This is a genomic window from Streptomyces sp. NPDC001890 (assembly GCF_042891445.1).
GTDB lineage: Bacteria > Actinomycetota > Actinomycetes > Streptomycetales > Streptomycetaceae > Streptomyces.
In genome coordinates this window covers 778570-798212 of the sequence record NZ_JBIATE010000002.1, presented here as the reverse complement: position 1 = coordinate 798212, position 19643 = coordinate 778570, and the positions used below count along the sequence as shown (strand labels likewise).

General features: G+C 69.2%; 18 protein-coding genes, 1 pseudogene and 1 riboswitch. Of the genes and pseudogenes, 11 read left to right on the top strand and 8 right to left on the bottom strand.

All coding sequences use genetic code 11. The features are described 5' to 3' along the window. The first annotated feature begins 54 nt into the window (after positions 1–54). The 3 genes from ACFYY1_RS09775 (at position 55) to ACFYY1_RS09765 (ending at position 1909) form a co-directional block, all read left to right on the top strand. Complete coding sequence (locus tag ACFYY1_RS09775; protein ID WP_388582939.1) at positions 55–315, top strand: UBP-type zinc finger domain-containing protein; 261 nt, start codon at positions 55–57, stop codon at positions 313–315. Positions 316–545: 230 nt separating this feature from the next. Then, positions 546–959 (top strand): anti-sigma regulatory factor, encoded by a 414-nt coding sequence (locus ACFYY1_RS09770; protein WP_073781878.1) that lies wholly within the window; start codon positions 546–548, stop codon positions 957–959. Beyond that, positions 956–1909: an RNA polymerase sigma factor SigF gene (locus tag ACFYY1_RS09765; protein WP_382934735.1), complete on the top strand. Its 954-nt coding sequence runs from the start codon at positions 956–958 to the stop codon at positions 1907–1909. Before ACFYY1_RS09770 ends, ACFYY1_RS09765 begins: the two co-directional genes overlap by 4 nt. Before the next feature lie 125 nt (positions 1910–2034). Here the strand turns inward: ACFYY1_RS09765 and ACFYY1_RS09760 are convergent, their stop codons facing one another. After that, complete coding sequence (locus tag ACFYY1_RS09760) at positions 2035–2508, bottom strand: hypothetical protein (protein ID WP_388582937.1); 474 nt, start codon at positions 2506–2508, stop codon at positions 2035–2037. Positions 2509–2638: 130 nt separating this feature from the next. Between ACFYY1_RS09760 and ACFYY1_RS09755 the strand changes: the two genes are divergently transcribed. Then, positions 2639–3607: a diacylglycerol/lipid kinase family protein gene (locus ACFYY1_RS09755; protein WP_388582935.1), complete on the top strand. Its 969-nt coding sequence runs from the start codon at positions 2639–2641 to the stop codon at positions 3605–3607. 319 nt (positions 3608–3926) lie between these two features. Next, a complete protein-coding gene (locus ACFYY1_RS09750) occupies positions 3927–4184 on the top strand; it encodes a WhiB family transcriptional regulator (protein WP_003953983.1) in 258 nt (85 codons plus the stop codon). A 182-nt stretch (positions 4185–4366) separates the two neighbouring features. On the opposite strand, the gene ACFYY1_RS09745 is transcribed toward ACFYY1_RS09750, so the two are convergent. Further along, complete coding sequence (locus ACFYY1_RS09745; RefSeq protein ID WP_388583478.1) at positions 4367–5833, bottom strand: histidine kinase N-terminal domain-containing protein; 1467 nt, start codon at positions 5831–5833, stop codon at positions 4367–4369. Positions 5834–6280: 447 nt separating this feature from the next. Next, positions 6281–6626, bottom strand: a pseudogene (locus ACFYY1_RS09740) (glucosamine-6-phosphate deaminase); the annotation flags it as partial. A gap of 119 nt (positions 6627–6745) precedes the next feature. Between ACFYY1_RS09740 and nagB the strand changes: the two are divergent. Continuing rightward, positions 6746–7531 carry a glucosamine-6-phosphate deaminase gene (nagB, locus tag ACFYY1_RS09735; RefSeq protein ID WP_388582934.1) on the top strand — a complete coding sequence of 262 codons (786 nt, stop codon included), beginning with the start codon at positions 6746–6748 and terminating at the stop codon, positions 7529–7531. A 121-nt stretch (positions 7532–7652) separates the two neighbouring features. On the opposite strand, the gene ACFYY1_RS09730 is transcribed toward nagB, so the two are convergent. The 4 genes from ACFYY1_RS09730 to ACFYY1_RS09715 form a co-directional block, all read right to left on the bottom strand. Next, positions 7653–9194 (bottom strand): glycoside hydrolase family 3 protein, encoded by a 1542-nt coding sequence (locus ACFYY1_RS09730; protein ID WP_388582932.1) that lies wholly within the window; start codon positions 9192–9194, stop codon positions 7653–7655. A 7-nt stretch (positions 9195–9201) separates the two neighbouring features. After that, positions 9202–10032: a carbohydrate ABC transporter permease gene (locus ACFYY1_RS09725; RefSeq protein ID WP_388582931.1), complete on the bottom strand. Its 831-nt coding sequence runs from the start codon at positions 10030–10032 to the stop codon at positions 9202–9204. Next, complete coding sequence (locus tag ACFYY1_RS09720; protein WP_388582929.1) at positions 10029–11021, bottom strand: carbohydrate ABC transporter permease; 993 nt, start codon at positions 11019–11021, stop codon at positions 10029–10031. Before ACFYY1_RS09720 ends, ACFYY1_RS09725 begins: the two co-directional genes overlap by 4 nt. A gap of 98 nt (positions 11022–11119) precedes the next feature. Further along, positions 11120–12403 carry an extracellular solute-binding protein gene (locus ACFYY1_RS09715; protein ID WP_388582928.1) on the bottom strand — a complete coding sequence of 428 codons (1284 nt, stop codon included), beginning with the start codon at positions 12401–12403 and terminating at the stop codon, positions 11120–11122. Positions 12404–12682: 279 nt separating this feature from the next. Here ACFYY1_RS09715 and ACFYY1_RS09710 point away from each other — a divergent pair, with 279 nt between their 5' ends. The 5 genes from ACFYY1_RS09710 (at position 12683) to ACFYY1_RS09690 (ending at position 19427) form a co-directional block, all read left to right on the top strand. Then, complete coding sequence (locus ACFYY1_RS09710) at positions 12683–13447, top strand: GntR family transcriptional regulator (RefSeq protein WP_351078635.1); 765 nt, start codon at positions 12683–12685, stop codon at positions 13445–13447. A 225-nt stretch (positions 13448–13672) separates the two neighbouring features. After that, complete coding sequence (locus ACFYY1_RS09705; RefSeq protein WP_388582926.1) at positions 13673–13927, top strand: DUF3311 domain-containing protein; 255 nt, start codon at positions 13673–13675, stop codon at positions 13925–13927. After that, entirely contained in the window at positions 13924–15558 is a 1635-nt protein-coding gene (mctP, locus tag ACFYY1_RS09700) for a monocarboxylate uptake permease MctP (protein ID WP_388582925.1), read from the top strand. Before ACFYY1_RS09705 ends, mctP begins: the two co-directional genes overlap by 4 nt. 155 nt (positions 15559–15713) lie before the next feature. Next, a riboswitch (cobalamin riboswitch) is annotated at positions 15714–15855 on the top strand. A 141-nt stretch (positions 15856–15996) separates the two neighbouring features. Next, the gene (locus ACFYY1_RS09695; protein ID WP_388582923.1) at positions 15997–18408 is read left to right on the top strand and encodes a ribonucleoside-diphosphate reductase subunit alpha; all 2412 of its coding nucleotides are present in this window, start codon (positions 15997–15999) and stop codon (positions 18406–18408) included. After that, on the top strand, positions 18408–19427 hold the full coding sequence (locus ACFYY1_RS09690) for a ribonucleotide-diphosphate reductase subunit beta (RefSeq protein ID WP_266729798.1): 1020 nt from the start codon (positions 18408–18410) through the stop codon (positions 19425–19427). Before ACFYY1_RS09695 ends, ACFYY1_RS09690 begins: the two co-directional genes overlap by 1 nt. Here the strand turns inward: ACFYY1_RS09690 and ACFYY1_RS09685 are convergent. Beyond that, positions 19424–19636: a hypothetical protein gene (locus ACFYY1_RS09685; RefSeq protein ID WP_388582921.1), complete on the bottom strand. Its 213-nt coding sequence runs from the start codon at positions 19634–19636 to the stop codon at positions 19424–19426. The genes ACFYY1_RS09690 and ACFYY1_RS09685 overlap by 4 nt on opposite strands. Between the last annotated feature and the right edge of the window lie 7 nt (positions 19637–19643).

The following is a 19643-nucleotide window of genomic DNA, read 5'->3' as shown; positions in this document are numbered from 1 at the left end:
ACGGTCCTCGCATCCGCAATTCACGAGCCACGCATCCGTCGTAACCTGACAATCATGAGTGACTGCCCTCACGTGTCCGCACTGCCGCGCCCCGAACCGGCCCCGCTCAGCGCGACCTGCCCGGGATGCCTAGCGGCGGGCACCCACCCCGTGCAGCTGCGGCTCTGTCTGGTCTGCGGCCATGTCGGCTGCTGCGACTCGTCGCCCCTCCAGCACGCCACGGGACACTTCGAGGAGACCGGTCATCCGGTGATGCGGAGCTTCGAACCCGGCGAGAGCTGGCGATGGTGCTTCGAGGACGGTTCGATCGTCTGACGTCTGGGTACGTCAAACCGGCGCCGGTTGTTCGTAATTGACCACCGCAGACCCCTAGCCACTGTGTGTACTCATGGGCTTACCATGAGTGACAGCCATGGGCTGGGGCTCTGGCGACACGGCATCATGGATCGCGATAGCGTCGCGGACCAGAACCGAAGACGTACCACATGGCTCCGGGGCACCCTTCCCGGATCCTCGAAAGAGTTTGTGCCACCTTGGAGGTGAGGGTGTCCCAGATCGCAGGCGAGCCCGGGAATCAGGACTTCGTAGAGGTCCGGCTGCCCGCTGCGGGTGCCTACCTGTCGGTGCTGCGTACGGCCACGGCCGGTCTCGCAGCGCGCTTGGACTTCACTCTCGACGAGATCGAGGATCTTCGCATCGCGGTCGACGAGGCCTGCGCGATCCTGCTTCAGCAGGCCGTGCCGGGCTCCGTCCTCAGCTGCGTCTTCCGGCTCATCGAGGATTCTCTTGAGGTGACGGTGTCCGCCCCGACGACGGACGGCCGGGCGCCGGAGCGCGACACCTTCGCCTGGACGGTGCTCTCCGCACTGGCCGGCAAGGTCGACTCCTCGGTGGCCGACGACCGTACGGTCAGCATCAGCCTCTACAAACAGCGCGGCGCGGGACCCGGGCCGGCGTGAGCAACGGGAACGGGGACGGTCCTGTGCGGGACGAGACGATGCGACCAGGGGTGGTGCGCGCAGCAGGCATCCCGGAGCAGCAGGCCCTGCCCCATCCGGTGGACGGGGCGGACGGGCCTTCGGGCCGTACGGTCGCGGTGGAGCAGTCGCAGGCGGAGCGGGCAGGCCAGATGAGCGAGCACGGGCACCACGATCCACACGACCGCAGCGGGGCGCGGGCGCTGTTCATCGAACTGCGCGCGCTTCCCGACGGGTCGCCCGAGAAGGCGGAGCTGCGCAACCGGCTGGTGCGGATGCATCTGCCGCTCGTGGAGCACCTGGCCCGCCGGTTCCGCAACCGCGGCGAGCCGCTGGACGACCTGACGCAGGTCGCCACCATCGGCCTGATCAAATCGGTGGACCGGTTCGACCCGGACCGCGGCGTCGAGTTCTCGACGTACGCGACCCCCACGGTCGTGGGCGAGATCAAGCGCCACTTCCGTGACAAGGGCTGGGCGGTCCGGGTGCCGCGCCGACTCCAGGAGCTGCGGTTGTCGCTGACCACGGCCACCGCCGAGCTCTCCCAGCAGCACGGCCGCTCGCCGACGGTCCACGAGCTGGCGGAGCGGCTGGGCATCTCCGAGGAAGAGGTCCTGGAGGGCCTGGAATCGGCCAATGCGTACAGCACGCTCTCGCTGGACGTGCCGGACACGGACGACGAGTCCCCCGCGGTCGCGGACACGCTGGGCTCCGAGGACGAGGCGCTGGAGGGCGTCGAGTACCGGGAGTCGCTCAAGCCGCTGCTGGAGGACCTGCCACCGCGCGAGAAGCGGATCCTGCTGCTGCGTTTCTTCGGCAACATGACCCAGTCGCAGATCGCGCAGGAGGTCGGCATCTCGCAGATGCACGTCTCGCGGCTGCTGGCCCGCACGCTGGCGCAGCTGCGGGAACGGCTGCTCGTCGAGGAGTGAGGAGCAGCGGGCGGGGCCACGCGCAGGCGGGGCCCTTCACGTGCCCGCGCAGGCGTGGCCCTCGTGCGCGCCCCCGGCCGTTCGGTGCCGTCGTTCCGCCCCGCCAGGTCTTCCGGCGGGGCGGTTCAGTTCTCCGGGGTGGTGCCGGTCTCCGGGGTGGTGCCGGGGCGGCGGATGCCGAGCGCCTCGACCGTCGTCGGCCTGACCAGCTGGTAGAGCGCCGTCAGGGTCACCGCGGCGAGGACGATCCCGGCCGGGATCAGCACCCCCTGCGACCTCAGCAGCGTCCACGCCACCGGGAGCGCGATGATCTGCGTGATGAGCGCGGGACCGCGGCTCCAGCTGCGCCGCCGCAGCAGACCACGGGCGGCGGCCAGCGGGATCAGGGCCAGCGCGATCAGCGTCAGCCCGCCCATCTCCGCCTGCTGCGGGCTCTCGGGGTGCCCGAGCAGACCCATGACCAGCATGTAGATCCCGCCGATGGCGAGCGCCGCCCCTTCCAGGGCGGTGAGTCCGGCAACGAGAGTGATCCTGCTCGGCTTCGCCGGTTCGAGCCTCGGCGCGGGCGACGAGTCGGGCGTGTTCTGCTGAGTACTCACCCTTGCAGGTTGGCATCCCGGCGCCGCGAAAGCGAAGCCGGGGTCGGAATCTGCCTCGCGTCGTCACCGTGCGTGAAGGTCATGGGGCAGGACTTCAGAGTGATACCACGCGGTAGGTAGTCTGACGGTCATGCGCGCACTCCTCGTGGTCAATCCAGCTGCTACCACCACCAGTGCGCGGACCCGTGATGTGCTCATCCATGCGCTGGCCAGCGAGATGAAGCTGGAGGCCGTGACCACCGAATACCGCGGTCACGCCCGGGACCTGGGGCGACGGGCCGCGGACGCCGACGACATCGATCTGGTGGTCGCCCTGGGCGGCGACGGCACGGTCAACGAGGTCGTCAACGGTCTGCTCCACAACGGCCCCGACCTGGACAACCTGCCGAGCCTCGCAGTGGTTCCCGGCGGCTCCACCAATGTGTTCGCGCGCGCCCTGGGGCTGCCCAACGACGCGGTGGAGGCGACCGGGGCGATCCTGGACGCGCTCGCCAACCGGACCGAACGGACGGTCGGCCTCGGGCTGGCGGCCGGCACTCCCGGCACCGAGGACGAGTCGGTCCCGGAGCGCTGGTTCACCTTCTGCGCCGGACTCGGGTTCGACGCGGGCGTGGTCGGCCGGGTCGAACAGCAGCGCGAACGCGGAAAGCGCTCGACGCACGCGCTGTACGTGCGCCAGGTGGTCCGGCAGTTCATCGACGAGCCGCACCGCAGGCAGGGCGTGATGACCCTGGAAACCCCGGGGCAGGAGCCGGTCACCGATCTGGCGCTGTCCATAATCTCCAACACCGCCCCCTGGTCCTACCTGGGCAATCGTCCGCTGTACGCGTCCCCGAAGGCCACCTTCGACACCGGGCTGGACGTGCTCGGGCTGAAGCGGCTCTCCACCCCGGCGGTCGCCCGGTACGGCACCCAGCTGCTCACTTCGAGCCCGGAGAAGGGTCCCTCCGGCAAGCATGCCGTTTCACTTCATGACCTCACGGACTTCACCTTGCATTCAAAGGTCCCGCTGCCCTTCCAGATGGACGGCGACCACCTGGGAGTGCGCACCAGTGTGACGTTCACAGGCGTACGCCGTGCACTGCGTGTGATTGTGTGAGTGGAAGAGACCAAAGTCCTTTAACTCGAACGTTTGGGCTGGGCTCCACCCCATAGAAGTACGGCTGTGACCTAGTCGACACCGAGGAATCAAAAAAAAGTTTCCAGAAGGGGTTGTATCCGCCGCCGAGGTTTGCGAATCTCTACATGGCGATCGGGACGGCCCGCAACACCGGCCTCCACTGAGAGCCAGAACCCCTCCTCACTGCACAGGACCACAACCAGTTCATCTGGGCGTCGGCCCGTCACCTGCGGGGGGATTCGTGAAAGCGTTCACATTCACAAGCAACAGTATGTAATACCAAGGAGAGGTAGCAGCCATGGACTGGCGTCACAACGCCGTTTGTCGTGAGGAAGACCCCGAGCTGTTCTTCCCCATCGGCAACACCGGTCCTGCGCTGCTGCAGATCGAGGAAGCCAAGGCCGTCTGCCGTCGCTGCCCCGTCATGGAGCAGTGCCTGCAGTGGGCGCTTGAGTCCGGCCAGGACTCCGGCGTCTGGGGTGGCCTCAGCGAGGACGAGCGCCGCGCGATGAAGCGCCGCGCCGCTCGCAACCGGGCGCGTAACGCCAGCGCCTGACCGACGCCACCGCTACGAGCCTCAGCCAGGCGGCGCGTACAGAGCGTACGCACAACCCCGCCCCCCGAGTCGCAGCGCGCAGTACCCCCGAAGCGCATGCATGAACAGTGAGCCCGGACCGTGAACAACGGTCCGGGCTCACTGCTGTGTTCGGGCCGTCGCCGCCGAAGCGGCGGGCGGGTTCACTTCTCAGAACGGACCGGGATGTCGAGCACGACCTGGGTACCGCGTTCGGGGCCCGGGACCATGCCGAAGGTTCCGCCCAACTCGCCCTCCACCAGCGTCCTGACGATCTGGAGCCCCAGATTGCCGGCGCGCTGCGGGTCGAACCCCTCCGGCAGGCCGCACCCGTCGTCCTTGACCGTGATCAGCAGCCGCGTCTCGACGGTGGAACCGCCGCGCACCGCGGACACCTCCACCGTGCCGGACTCGGCGAGGGTGAAGGCGTGCTCCAGGGCGTTCTGCAGGACTTCCGTGAGCACCATCGCCAGCGGGGTGGCCACTTCCGCGTCCAGGATGCCGAAGCGACCCGTCCGGCGGCAGATGACCTTGCCCGGTGAGATCTCGGCGACCATCGCGATGACGCGGTCGGCGATCTCGTCGAACTCCACCCGCTCGTCCAGATTCTGGGACAGCGTCTCATGGACGATGGCGATCGAACCGACGCGCCGTACCGCCTCGTTGAGCGCCTCGCGGCCCCGTACCGAGTCCATCCGCCGGGCCTGGAGCCGCAACAGGGCGGCCACGGTCTGGAGGTTGTTCTTCACCCGGTGATGGATCTCCCGGATGGTGGCGTCCTTGGTGATCAACTCGCGTTCGCGGCGACGGAGTTCGGTGACGTCCCGGAGCAGGACGAGGGAGCCGATGCGGACACCCTTGGGCTTGAGCGGGATCGCCCGGAGCTGGATCACCCCACCGGCGCACTCGACCTCGAACTCCCGGGGCGCGTAGCCGCTGGCCAGTTTGACCAGGGCCTCGTCCACCGGGCCCCGGGAGGGGGCGAGTTCGGCGGTGATGCCGCCCAGGTGCTGGCCGACCAGATCGGAGGCGAGGCCGAGGCGGTGGTACGCGGAGAGGCCGTTGGGGCTGGCGTACTGGACGACCCCGTCGGCGTCCAGTCTGATCAGGCCGTCACCCACCCGCGGCGACGCGTCCATGTCGACCTGCTGGCCCGGGAAGGGGAAGGACCCCGCGGCGATCATCTGGGCCAGGTCGGAGGCCGACTGGAGGTAGGTGAGCTCCAGCCTGGACGGGGTGCGGACGGTGAGCAGGTTGGTGTTGCGGGCGATCACGCCGAGGACCCGCCCCTCCCTGCGTACGGGGATCGACTCGACCCGTACGGGCACCTCCTCGCGCCACTCCGGGTCGCCCTCGCGCACGATCCGGCCCTCGTCCAGCGCCGCGTCCAGCAGCGGGCGGCGGCCACGCGGAACCAGGTGTCCGACCATGTCGTCCTGGTACGAGGTGGGGCCGGTGTTGGGGCGCATCTGGGCCACCGACACATAGCGGGTACCGTCGCGGGTGGGAACCCAGAGCACCAGGTCGGCGAAGGACAGGTCGGAGAGCAGCTGCCACTCCGAGACCAGCAGATGCAGCCACTCCAGATCGGTGTCACCGAGGGCTGTGTGCTGGCGGACGAGGTCGTTCATGGAGGGCACGTGTGCGAGCGTACCCGCGGACGGGCAATGGTTCCGAACCGGACGTCCGGACGGTACGTGCAAGGGGGAAGGTAAAAAGAAGAAGGTAAGGAGTGCGGAAAATTTCGGCGCTCCGATGGATGGACACGGGCGAATGGTCTAGTCCACAATGCTGAAGACAGAGCTTCCGCTCTCCCCGCACAGGAGGGCGGATCGAGGTACCGCGCTCTCTGCCCTGACCGCGCCGGTACCTCTCCCCGGCCGGGGGCACCGCACACCGCCGGCCGACCGGTCCGGCCGTGATGGCCGGCCTTGCTCCGGGCTGCGGTGCCGGACGGGCTGAGGGTCCCGTCCCGGCGCCGTGGCCCGCGGGTGTTTCCGGGGCCTTCTCCTGCGTCCGGCCGGTGCCTTTCCGGGCCGCTCCCCCGTACTCGGCCGGCCCCGGCCCGCTCCGGGCGGTCAGCGGGTCCCGGTGACCTCGGCCAGGGCGGGCGGCGCATCCGGGTCCTGGCCCCGGACGATGGCCACCTCGTACACCGGCATCTGCAGCGGAAGGATCTCCAGCACCGGCTGGAGCTCCTCCGCCACCCCGGCCGTCGGCAGCACGAAGTCCGCGGAGGCCGCCGCGACCTGGGCCTCGGGGCCGACCGCGAAGAGGTCCGCGCCCCGGCCGCGCAGCCGGTCCAGGACCGGCTGGAGCCCCTCCACCGCCCCGGCCGTCGGTGACCACGGCGATCACCGGGGAGAAGTTGTCGACCATGGCGAGCGGGCCGTGCAGCCAGTCGGCCACGGAGCCCCGGACGGCCGCCGGCGGACCGCGGCCGGGACGGTACGACCGCCGTGCCCGGGTCGGCCGGGTCTGCTAGATTGGGAGACGATTGGTCTATACCACCTGACTTCACTCTTCAGATCGGCAGGCCCCGCGTGGAAGTTGTCATCGTCCCGGACGCCAAGGCAGGCGGCGAACTCATCGCGGAGGCCATCGGCGCCCTGCTGAGCCGCAAGCCCGACGCCCTTCTCGGCGTTGCCACCGGCTCGACCCCGCTGCCCATCTACCAGGCGCTGGCGGCCAAGGTCCGCTCCGGTGCCGTCGACGCCTCCCGTGCCCGCATCTGCCAGCTCGACGAGTACGTCGGGCTGCCCGCGGGCCACCCCGAGTCCTACCGCTCGGTGGTGCTGCGCGAGGTCGTCGAACCGCTCGGCCTGTCCGAGGCGTCCTTCATGGGCCCGGACGGCAGCGCCGAGGACGTCCAGGCGGCCTGCCTGGCGTACGACAAGGCGCTCGCCGAGGCCGGCGGCGTGGACCTCCAGCTCCTCGGCATCGGCACCGACGGGCACATCGGCTTCAACGAGCCGTGCTCCTCGCTCGCCTCCCGCACCCGGATCAAGACGCTCACCGAGCAGACCCGGATCGACAACGCGCGCTTCTTCGACGACGACATCTCGCAGGTGCCGCACCACGTGATCACCCAGGGCATCGGCACCATCCTGGAGTCCCGCCACCCGATCCTGCTCGCCACCGGAGAGGGCAAGGCGGACGCCGTGGCGCAGACGGTGGAGGGACCGGTCGCCGCGGTCGTGCCCGCCTCGGCGCTCCAGCTGCACCCGCACGCGACGGTGGTGGTCGACGAGGCCGCCGCGTCGAAGCTGAAGCTGGCGGACTACTTCCGCGCCACGTACGCGGCCAAGCCGGCGTGGCAGGGGCTGTAGGACTTCCGGACGCATACGAGAGGGCCGGGGCACCCACGCTGGGTGCCCCGGCCCTCTCGTATGCCGCCATGGGCCTGTCCGGGCGTGGTGCGGCCCCCCGGCCCCGCATCACGCCCGGCGCTCAGGCCGTCGGGCCGTCCGTGCCCCTGACGGCGATCTCCGCCGCCGCGAGGCCGCAGACCCGGGCCGCGCCGTGGGTGGCGATGTGCAGGGCGCCCCGGGGAGCCGCCTGCGGTACGCCCATCTCGACGACGACCGTGTCGGGTCGCTCGGCCACCAGGGCATCGAGCGCCTCGCCCATCCAGGCGTGCCGGTGGACGTCACGGACCACCACGACGACGCGCCGCTCCCCCGCGGCCCGCAGCACCGCGGCGGCGGGCGCCTCGGTCTCGCTGCTGTACGTGTCGGTCTCCGTGCCCGGCAGCAGCCGGCCCAGCTCCGCGGCGACGCCCCACGGGGTCTCGTCGCCGACGGCGATGTTCGAGGCGGAGGTGAACGCGGCGACGTACGCGGGCTCGGTGAGCGGGGCGGCGGATCCGGTCACCAGCACCGCCCGGCGGGCGGCGACCAGGCCGATGTCGGAGCCGATTCCGGTGCCGGGCGCGGTCCCCTCCTGCGTTGCCGCACCCGGCCCCGAACCGGTCCCCTTGACTCCCTGCGTCCAGGACGCGAGGGCGCGTACCCGTGCGGCCGCGTCCGCGAGCCGCTCCTCGGGGAGTTCACCGCTGCGCACCGCCCGGACCAGCGCGTCGCGCAGCCGCAGCACCGTGCCGTCGTCCTCCAGGCCGCCGCCGACGCACAGCGCGTCGGCCCCCGCGGCGATCGCCAGGACGGAGCCCCGCTCGATGCCGTAGGTCGCGGCGATGGCCTGCATCTCCACGGCGTCGGTGACGATCAGGCCGTCGTAGCCCAGCTCCTGGCGCAGCAGGCCGGTGAGGATCTGCGGGCTGACCGTGGCGGGGCGGTCCGGGTCGAGCGCCGGCAGCAGGATGTGCGCGCTCATCACGCACTTGGTGCCCGCCGCGATGGCGGCCCGGAAGGGCACCAGCTCACGGGCGTGCAGGGTCTCCAGGTCCACGTCGATGCGCGGCATCGCGTGGTGCGAGTCGATCGCGGTGTCGCCGTGCCCCGGGAAGTGCTTGGTGCAGGCGGCGACCCCGGCGGCCTGGAGGCCCTCGATGTACGCGGCGGTGTGCCGGGCCACGAGTCCGGTGTCGGCGCCGAAGGACCGTACGCCGATGATCGGGTTGCCCGGGTTGGAGTTGACGTCCGCGGAGGGCGCCCAGTTGAGGTTGACGCCGCATTCGGCGAGCCGACGGCCGAGCTCCTGGGCGACCGCGCGGGTCAGGGCGAGGTCGTCGACGTGGCCGAGGGCGAGATTGCCGGGGAACGAGGAGCCGGTGCGCACTTCGAGGCGGGTGACGTCACCGCCCTCCTCGTCGATGGCGACGAGGAGGTCCTCGCGCCCGGCCCTGAGCTGGGCGGTGAGCGCGGTCACCTGCTCGGGCGTCCGGATGTTGCGGCCGAACAGGGCGACGGAGGCGAGCCCTTCGTCGACCCGGCGCAGCACCCAGTCCGGGGCGGTGGTGCCGGTGAAGCCGGGCTGCAGGACGGCGAGCGCGTCGCGGGTGAGGGTGTCCGTGGCGGATATCAGGGTGGTCATGGCGGCGTTATCCCTTCACGGCACCGTCGGTGAGGCCGCTGACGGCCTTGCGCTGCAGGAAGACGAACAGGATGAGGATCGGGATGGCGAAGATCGAGGCCGCCGCCATGGTGGCGCCCCAGTCGTCGCCGAACTGGCTCTGGAACTGGGAGAGCCAGAGCGGCAGCGTCTTGGCCTCGGGGTCCTTGTTGAGGATGAGGACCAGCGGGAATTCGTTCCACGCGGTGATGAAGCCGAAGAGCGAGGTGGCCATCAGACCGGGGGCGAGCAGCGGCAGGATCACCTTGACGAACGCCTGCGGGCGGGTGCAGCCGTCGACCATGGCGGACTCCTCCAGTTCCTTGGGCACCGCGGCAACGTAACCGCGCAGCGTCAGGACCGTGAAGGGGAGGACCATCACCATGTAGAAGAGGGTCAGCGGGACCAGGCTGTTGAGCATGTCCGCGTCGCGGACCAGCATGTAGATCGCGATGACCATGACTTCCCACGGCGCCATCTGGGCGATCATGAAGACCAGGATCATGCCCTTGCGGCCCTTGAACCGCATCCGGGCCAGCGCGAACGACGCGAAGAGCGCGATGATCAGCGAGAAGGTCACGGCGAGCAGGGTGACGGTGAGCGAATTCCCGACCAGTTTCAGGAAGTTCGGTGCGTTGTACGCCGTCTTGAAGTGCTCGAACGTGACGTCGGTCGGGAACCAGACGGGCGTCTCGGTGATGATGTCGCCGGTCGGCTTGAACGCCGTGCTGAACATCCAGTAGACGGGGAAGACCAGGCCGACGAAGAGGATGATCGCCGTCGCGTTGGGCCAGATGCGGCCGAACAGTGAGCGCTTCACAGCTCGTCCTCCTCTTGCTTGAGAACGATGCGGAGGTAGTACGAGGTCAGCCCCAGCATGATCAGGATGGTCAGCAGCGAGATCGCCGCGCCCATGCCGTAGTGCTGGTTGCCGACGCCTTCGACGAAGGCGTAGACCGGCAGGGTCTCGGTGAGGCGGTTGGGGCCGCCCTCGTTGAGGGTGAAGATCTGCGGGAACGCCTTGAAGATCCAGATGACTTCGAGGAAGGTCGTGGCGTAGAGGAAGGGCCGCAGGAACGGGAACGTCACCGAGGTGAAGCTCTTCCAGACGCCGGCGCCGTCGAGCGAGGCGGCCTCGTACAGTTCCTTGGCGATCGTCGTGGTCGCCGCGTACAGGTTGATCGCCACGAACGGGATGGACTGCCAGACGATCAGCAGGGTGACCACGAAGAACGTGGAGAACTGCGATCCGGTCCAGTTGTACTCGGCCATCGAGTGCCAGCCGAGGTGGTCCAGCACGTAGTTGACCACGCCGAAGCGCGAGGCGAACAGCCACTGGAACACGGTGGACGCGGCCACGACCGGCATCGCCCAGGCGAGCACCAGGCCGATCATCAGGGTGAACCGCATCCTCTTGCCGAGGCGGGCGAGCAGCAGTCCGATCAGGGTGCCGAAGACCATGGTCAGGACGACGTTGACGCCGGTGAACACGATCGTGCGGAGCGTGACTCTCCAGAAGTCCTCACCGGTGAGGATCTCCTGGTAGTTCTTGAAGCCGTTCCACTCGGTGACATGCTGGATCAGCTGTCCCATATTGAGGTTCTGGAACGACAGCAGGACGTTCTTCACCAGGGGATACCCGAGGAAGAGCGCCGTCACCGCTAGTGCGGGGACCATCAACAGGTACGGCGCTGCGCCGATGCCCGGCTTCCGCTTGCTGCCCCCGTGCTGCCCGACGGGTGGTTTCCCGTCCTGCCCGCGGACTGCGGCCGTCCTGGCCACATCCGAGGGTTCGGTCTGCACTGCCATGCTCGCCATCTCTTCCAACAAAGCCCTACACGGAACGGTGCGTACAGCCGGGGCGGCGGGTCGGGACCCGCCGCCCCGGCGCGGGACGCGCTACTGCACTACTGCTGCTGGCTGAGGCGCTTGTTGAGCTCGCCCTCGACCTGCTTGGCGGCGTCGGCGGGCGACTTGCCCTGCAGAACCAATGTCATGTAGGTCTTGATCGGGTTCGGCGGGTTCTCGACCGGCGCCCACTCCGGGATCAGCGGCGTGGTGCCACCGGACTTGGCGGCGGCCGGACCGGCGGCCTCGGCGGCGGGCTGGCCGACGGTGTACTTCTGCATGGCGTCGTTCTTCGGGGACCAGCCGGCCTCCTTGATGAGCGCGCCGTCGTTCTCCTCGGAGAGCGCGATCTTCAGGAACTCCTTGGCCAGGTCCTGGTTCTTGCTGCCCGCGGCCACGGCGAGGTTCGAGCCGCCGAGGAAGACGCCCTCGGGCTTGTCGGCCGTCTCACCGGGGATGGTGAAGAAGCCGATGTCGTCCTTGAGCTTCGGGTTGGCCTTGATGGCCGTGCCGGCCTCGTAGCCCATCGCGATGATGGCGCCGGTCTTGCCCTTGGCGAAGACCTCGGCCTGCTGCGGGGTGGCCTCGTCCTTGTCCTTGGGGGCCTTGGAGAAGGCCTGGTACTGCTTGTAGACGTCCATGGCCTCGGCGACCTTCGGGTCGGCCAGGTTGGAGACGTACTTGTCGCCTTCCTTCTTGACCGGCGAGACGTCCTTGCCGACGAGCAGGCCGTCGAAGAAGTACCAGTTCTGGCCGGGCAGGTAGATCGGCTCGGCGTCGCCCTTCTTCTCGATGGCCTCGAAGGCCTTGAAGAGGTCGGCGCGGGTCTTCGGCGTCTCGGTGATGCCGGCGTCCTTGAAGACCTTCTTGTTGTACATGACGACGCGGTTGCCCACGTACCACGGCAGGGCGTACTGCTTGCCGTCGAAGACGGAGGGCTGGTTGACGCCGTCGGCCCAGGCGGAGCCGATCTCCTTCTTCAGGTCACCGAGGTCGGCGAGGCCGCCGGTCTTGGCGTACGCGGGGGTCTGGGTGTTGCCGATCTCCAGGACGTCCGGCGGGTTGGACTCGGAGAGGGCGGTGGTGACCTTCTGCTGGATGCCGTTCCAGTCCTGGACCTCGATCTTCAGCTTGGCCTTGGTCTTCTTCTCGAACTCCTCGGTGACCTTCTTGGTCCACCCGTCCGGGTTCGAGCCGGACATCGTCCACACCGTCAGGGTCTGGCCCTTGTACGCGTCCGGACCGGCCTTCTTGCCGCTGTCGCCGCCGTCGTCGGACCCGCACGCCGCGAGGCCGATCATCATGCCCGCGACGCCGATCGCCGCGATGAGCTTGCGCTTCACGCCAAACCCTCCTCAGGGATACTGCAACCCCGCCCACCGCGAAGACATTCGACGAGTACTGCTGGGGCTGGACCTGGTCTTTAATGGTTTAGACCAGTACGGGGAGCTTGGCCTAGACCTTTAGGGGTGTCAAGGGTGTATAAGAAGTGCACTCGCGTCCGTTATAGGACCGACACCTAAGGGAGGGCGACCAGCCGTGACCGGACCGTGCCACCATGTGAGCCGCGACAGACGGAGGAGCCGGTGACGGCAGCAACGCAAGCGCCGGGAGGGCGGACCATGGGTGCCGACGGGGGCAGTACGGAGAACGAGACGGGCGCGGCCACACGGACGGCGCGCGTCCCGAAGTACTACCGGCTGAAGCGACATCTGCTCGACATGACGGACACCATGCCGCCGGGCACCCCCGTGCCGCCGGAGCGGACCCTGGCCGCCGAGTTCGACACCTCGCGCACCACCGTGCGCCAGGCACTCCAGGAGCTGGTCGTCGAGGGCCGGCTGGAGCGCATCCAGGGCAAGGGCACCTTCGTGGCCAAGCCGAAGGTCTCGCAGGCCCTGCAACTCACCTCGTACACCGAGGACATGCGCGCCCAGGGCCTGGAGCCGACCTCCCAGCTGCTGGACATCGGCTACGTGACGGCCGACGACACCCTGGCGGGGCTGCTCGACATCACCGCGGGCGGCCGGGTGCTGCGGATCGAGCGGCTGCGACTCGCCAGCGGTGAGCCGATGGCGATCGAGACCACCCACCTTTCGGCCAAACGCTTCCCGGCGCTGCGCCGTTCGCTGGTGAAGTACACCTCCCTCTACACCGCGCTGGCGGAGGTGTACGACGTACGGCTGGCCGAGGCCGAGGAGACCATCGAGACCTCGCTGGCCACCCCGCGCGAGGCCGGGCTGCTCGGTACGGACGTGGGCCTGCCGATGCTGATGCTCTCCCGGCACTCGCTCGACGGGCAGGGCGAACCGGTGGAGTGGGTGCGCTCGGTCTACCGCGGCGACCGGTACAAGTTCGTGGCGCGCCTGAAGCGGCCCACGGACTGAGTCCGTACCCTCGATCGGCCCCCGTGGAACGCGTCACTCCGCGGGGGCCTTTCGCACACCTTGGTACGGACCAACACCCGCATATTTGGCCGGATTTCGAGCATGCATACCCACTCGGCCGACCGTTGCCGGACCGCAATGCGGACGGGGGGTGACGGTGACCGGAAACCTCCCCTAGATTTCCTGCGCATTACAAGGTGCTCAGCGAGGGGACGGAGTCGCCACATGCCAGCAGAACCCGAAGGAAAACCACCCACCGTCACACCGGTGCGGGTGGTCATCGCCCTCTGTCTCGTCGCGCCGTTCGTGGCGATGCTCTGGGTGAGTTCGTACGCGAAGGTGGACCCCACCTTCATCGGCATTCCGTTCTTCTACTGGTACCAGATGCTCTGGGTGCTGATCTCCACCGCGCTCACGATGGTCGCGTACAAGCTGTGGCAGCGTGACCAGCGCGCCCGCAAGGGAGGTGCGTCGGCATGAAGGACGGTGTGAACGGCGTCGCGCTCGGCGTCTTCGTCTTCTTCTTCGTGGCCGTCACGGTCATGGGCTTCCTGGCGGCGCGGTGGCGCAAGGCCGAGAACGAGGCCAGCCTCGACGAATGGGGCCTGGGCGGCCGTTCCTTCGGCACCTGGGTCACCTGGTTCCTGCTCGGCGGCGACCTGTACACCGCGTACACCTTCGTCGCCGTGCCCGCGGCGATCTACGCGGCGGGCGCGGCGGGCTTCTTCGCCGTGCCGTACACGATCCTGGTGTACCCGCTGATCTTCACCTTCCTGCCGCGGCTGTGGTCGGTCTCGCACAAGCACGGGTACGTCACCACCTCGGACTTCGTCCGCGGGCGGTTCGGCTCCAAGGGCCTGTCACTGGCGGTCGCCGTCACCGGCATCCTCGCCACGATGCCGTACATCGCACTCCAACTGGTCGGCATCCAGGCGGTGCTGGACGTGATGGGCGTCGGCGGCGGCGAGACCACCCACTGGTTCATCAAGGACCTGCCGCTGCTGATCGCGTTCGCGGTGCTCGCCGCGTACACCTACTCGTCCGGGCTCCGGGCGCCCGCGCTGATCGCCTTCGTCAAGGACGGGCTGATCTACCTGGTCATCGCGGTGGCGATCATCTACATCCCGATCAAGCTCGGCGGCTTCGACGACATCTTCGCCAAGGCGAACGAGGCGTTCTCGCAGACCAACCCGGCCACCGGCAAGCCGCGCGGCGCGCTCGCACCGGGCGAGGCGGGCCAATGGGGTTACGCCACCCTGGCGCTGGGCTCGGCACTGGCGCTGTTCATGTATCCGCACTCGATCACGGCGACGCTCTCCAGCCGCAGCCGGAACGTGATCCGGCGCAACACCACGATCCTGCCGCTGTACTCGCTGATGCTGGGCCTGCTGGCACTGCTCGGCTTCATGGCCATCGCCGCCGGGATCAAGGTGGACAACGGACAGCTGGCCATCCCGCAGCTGTTCGAGAACATGTTCCCGGACTGGTTCGCGGGCGTCGCGTTCGCCGCCATCGGCATCGGTGCGCTGGTGCCCGCCGCGATCATGTCGATCGCCGCGGCGAACCTGTTCACCCGCAACATCTACAAGGACTTCCTGAAGCCGGACGCGACCCCGGAGCAGGAGACCAAGGTCTCCAAGCTGGTGTCGCTGCTGGTCAAGGTCGGCGCACTCGCCTTCGTCCTCACCATGGACAAGACGGTCGCAATCAACTTCCAGCTGCTCGGCGGCATCTGGATCCTGCAGACGATGCCGGCCCTGGTCGGCGGCCTGTTCACCCGCTGGTTCCACCGCTGGGCGCTGCTCGCCGGCTGGGCGGTCGGCATGGTGTACGGGACGGTGGCCGCGTACGGGGTCGCCTCGCCGACCCAGAAGCACTTCGGCGGCTCGTCCAAGGAGATCCCCGGGATCGGCGAGATCGGCTACATCGGCCTCACCGCGTTCGTGCTGAACGTGGTGGTGACGGTGGTGCTCACCTTCGTCCTGAACGCCGTGAAGGCACCCGCCGGGACCGACGAGACCTCCCCGGCCGACTACACCGCCGACGCGGGCGACCCGGGTGTCGAGGCGGAACTCCCGCCGGCCACGGCGGGCGCTCCGGGCGGCCACTGACGACCGCGCCCCACGGCCTGCGGACGGCCCGTCGAGCCCCTTTCCCCAAGGGGTGCGACGGGCCGTCCGCCGTCTGTCCGAAAGGGCCGCAGAACGCATCCTGTGGTCCCGGCGTTTGCCGACCGACACAACATGTGGGGGCTGCCTCTTCGGGCAGCCCCCACATGTATGCTCGTCCTCGCTGTCGCCGCAGGGGAATCCGGTGCGAATCCGGAACTGTCCCGCAACGGTGTATTCAGTGCGCTTTTGTGCACCCCCGAGTCAGTCCGATGACCTGCCGGCAGCGCATCCGGCTCGACCGAACCGGATGCCCAGACGTCCGGGCCTCGCGGTTGGGCCGGTGGACGCCGTGCGAAGCGCTGCCCTGCTCCGGGTCCGCGCGCCCGCAGGGCTGCCCCGATCCCCGCCGGCCCCGAGCCGAGCGAGGGAGAGCACCACGTGACCATCGCGCCAGCCGATCCGGCATCAGTCGCCGCGTCCGCCGCAGCCGAGTCCGAGGCCGCCGCACAGGACGGACCGGGAACCGCACTGCTGCGGACCCTGACCGATCTGACCGCCGACCTGCCCGACACCGACCCCGGCCGGGTCGCCGCCGCCGCACTGCGCGGCCGCAGCGCCCGCGCCGACGAGGCCGAGCTGCGGGCGCTGGCCACCGAGGCCGCCGCGGGGCTGATCTCCGAGGACCCCGCCTACTCCCGGCTCGCCGCCCGGCTGCTGACCCTCGCCATCGCGGACGAGGCGGCCGGCCAGGGCGCGGTCTCCTTCTCCGCCTCGGTCGCCGTCGGCCACCGCGAGGGCCTGATCGCGGACCGGACCGCCGAGTTCGTCGCCCGGCACGCGGCCGCCCTCGACGCGCTGGTGGAGCGTTCGCTGGCCGACGGCGCGGACGACCGCTTCGGCTACTTCGGGCTGCGGACCCTGCACAGCCGCTATCTGCTGCGCCACCCGCACACCCGCCAGGTCGTCGAGACGCCCCAGCACTTCATGCTGCGGGTCGCGGCCGGGCTGGCCGAGGACGATTCGCAGCGCGCCCTGGACGAAGTGGCGGCGCTGTACGGGCTGATGAGCCGGCTCGACTACCTGCCCTCCTCCCCCACGCTCTTCAACTCCGGCACCCGGCACCCGCAGATGTCCTCCTGCTATCTGCTGGACTCCCCGCTGGACGAGCTCGACTCGATCTACGACCGCTACCACCAGGTGGCCCGGCTCTCGAAGCACGCGGGCGGCATCGGTCTGTCGTACTCCCGCATCCGCTCCCGCGGTTCGCTGATCCGGGGCACCAACGGGCACTCCAACGGCATCGTGCCGTTCCTGAAGACGCTCGACGCCTCCGTCGCCGCGGTCAACCAGGGGGGCCGCCGCAAGGGCGCCGCCGCCGTCTACCTGGAGACCTGGCACGCGGACATCGAGGAGTTCCTGGAGCTGCGCGACAACACCGGTGAGGACCAGCGGCGTACCCACAACCTCAACCTGGCGCACTGGATCCCGGACGAGTTCATGCGCCGGGTCGACGCGGACGGCGACTGGTCGCTGTTCTCGCCCGCCGACGTGCCCGGCCTGGTCGACCTGTGGGGCGACGAGTTCGACGCCGCGTACCGGGCCGCCGAGGCCCAGGGCCTGGCCCGCAGGACGATCCCGGCCCGTGAGCTGTACGGCCGGATGATGCGCACTCTCGCCCAGACCGGCCAGGGCTGGATGACGTTCAAGGACGCCTCCAACCGGACCGCGAACCAGACCGCCGAGCCGGGCACCGTCGTCCACTCGTCGAACCTGTGCACCGAGATCCTCGAAGTCACCGACGACGGCGAGACGGCGGTCTGCAACCTGGGCTCGGTCAACCTCGGCGCGTTCGTCGCCGACGGCGCCATCGACTGGGAGCGGCTGGACGCCACCGTCCGCACCGCCGTGACCTTCCTGGACCGGGTCGTCGACATCAACTTCTACCCGACCGAGCAGGCCGGCCGCTCCAACGCCAAGTGGCGCCCGGTGGGCCTGGGCGCCATGGGTCTTCAGGACGTCTTCTTCAAGCTGCGGCTGCCCTTCGACTCCCCCGAGGCCCGCGCGCTCTCCACGAAGATCTCCGAGCGGATCATGCTCGCCGCGTACGAGTCGTCCTGCGAGCTCGCGGAGCGCTCGGGCCCGCTGCCGGCCTGGGAGCGGACACGTGCCGCGCGCGGTGTGCTGCACCCCGACCACTACGACACCGAGCTGAACTGGCCGGAGCGGTGGGAGGCGCTGCGCGCCCGGGTCGCGAAGAGCGGGATGCGCAACTCGCTGCTGCTCGCCATCGCGCCGACGGCGACGATCGCCTCGATCGCGGGTGTCTACGAGTGCATCGAGCCGCAGGTCTCCAACCTCTTCAAGCGCGAGACGCTCAGCGGTGAGTTCCTCCAGGTCAACGCGTACCTGGTGGACGAGCTGAAGCAGCTCGGGGTGTGGGACGCGCGCACCCGTGAGGCGCTGCGCGAGGCCAGTGGCTCGGTGCAGGGCTTCGCCTGGATCCCCGAGGATGTGCGGGCGCTGTACCGCACCGCGTGGGAGATCCCGCAGCGCGGCCTGATCGACATGGCGGCGGCCCGTACGCCGTTCCTGGACCAGAGCCAGTCGCTGAACCTGTTCCTGGAGACGCCGACCATCGGCAAGCTCTCCTCGATGTACGCGTACGCCTGGAAGCAGGGGCTGAAGACGACGTACTACCTGCGCTCGCGCCCGGCGACCCGGATCGCCCGTGCCGCCTCCGGCCAGGCGGCGGCCGCCGCCCCCATCCCCGTACAGCAGGGCTCGGCGCCCGACGCGGACGCGATCGCCTGCTCCCTCGAAAACCCCGAGTCCTGCGAGGCCTGCCAGTAATGAGCTCCACCAACTCCGAGAAGAACCTGCTGGACCCGGGCTTCGAGCTGACCCTGCGGCCGATGCGCTACCCGGACTTCTACGAGCGCTACCGGGACGCGATCAAGAACACCTGGACGGTGGAGGAGGTCGACCTGCACTCCGACGTCGCCGACCTCGCCAAGCTGTCCCCCGGTGAGCAGCACATGATCGGCCGGCTGGTCGCGTTCTTCGCGACGGGCGACTCGATCGTCTCCAACAACCTCGTGCTGACGCTGTACAAGCACATCAACTCCCCCGAGGCGCGGCTGTACCTGTCGCGGCAGCTGTTCGAGGAGGCCGTGCACGTCCAGTTCTATCTGACGCTGCTGGACACCTACCTGCCCGACCCGGACGACCGCGCGGCGGCGTTCGACGCGGTCGAGGAGATCCCGTCGATCCGCGAGAAGGCGCAGTTCTGCTTCAAGTGGATGGATTCGGTCGAGAAGATCGAACGCCTGGAGACGAAGGCCGACCGCCGCCGTTTCCTGCTGAACCTGATCTGCTTCGCGGCGTGCATCGAGGGGCTGTTCTTCTACGGCGCGTTCGCGTACGTCTACTGGTTCCGCTCGCGGGGCCTGCTGCACGGTCTCGCCACGGGCACCAACTGGGTGTTCCGTGACGAGACGATGCACATGAACTTCGCGTTCGAGGTCGTGGACACCGTCCGCAAGGAGGAGCCGGACCTCTTCGACGACGAGCTCCAGCAGCAGGTCACCGACATGCTGAAGGAGGCCGTGGCGGCGGAGCTGCAGTTCGGCCGCGATCTGTGCGGTGACGGGCTGCCCGGCATGAACACCGAGTCGATGCGGCAGTACCTGGAGTGCGTCGCCGACCAGCGGCTCACCCGGCTGGGCTTCCCGGCGGTGTACGGCTCGGAGAACCCGTTCTCGTTCATGGAGCTCCAGGGCGTGCAGGAGCTGACGAACTTCTTCGAGCGCCGGCCGTCCGCGTACCAGGTGGCGGTGGAGGGCTCGGTCGCCTTCGACGACGACTTCTAGATCCTGGCCCAGCTTCGGAGGTAGGGGCGCCGCGCGGCCGTGACGGGCCGCGCGGCGCCCGCCGTTTGCGGGGGTCCGTCGCTCCGGGCCCGTTGTGCGGCGCGCAGCTCGCGGTCGATGCGGCGCTCACGGGCGAGCCCGGCGAGGGCGGGCAGCAGGAAGAGGGCGATAAGTGCGGCTATGCCCAGGACGTTCTGGAATGTGTTCATGGCTCTA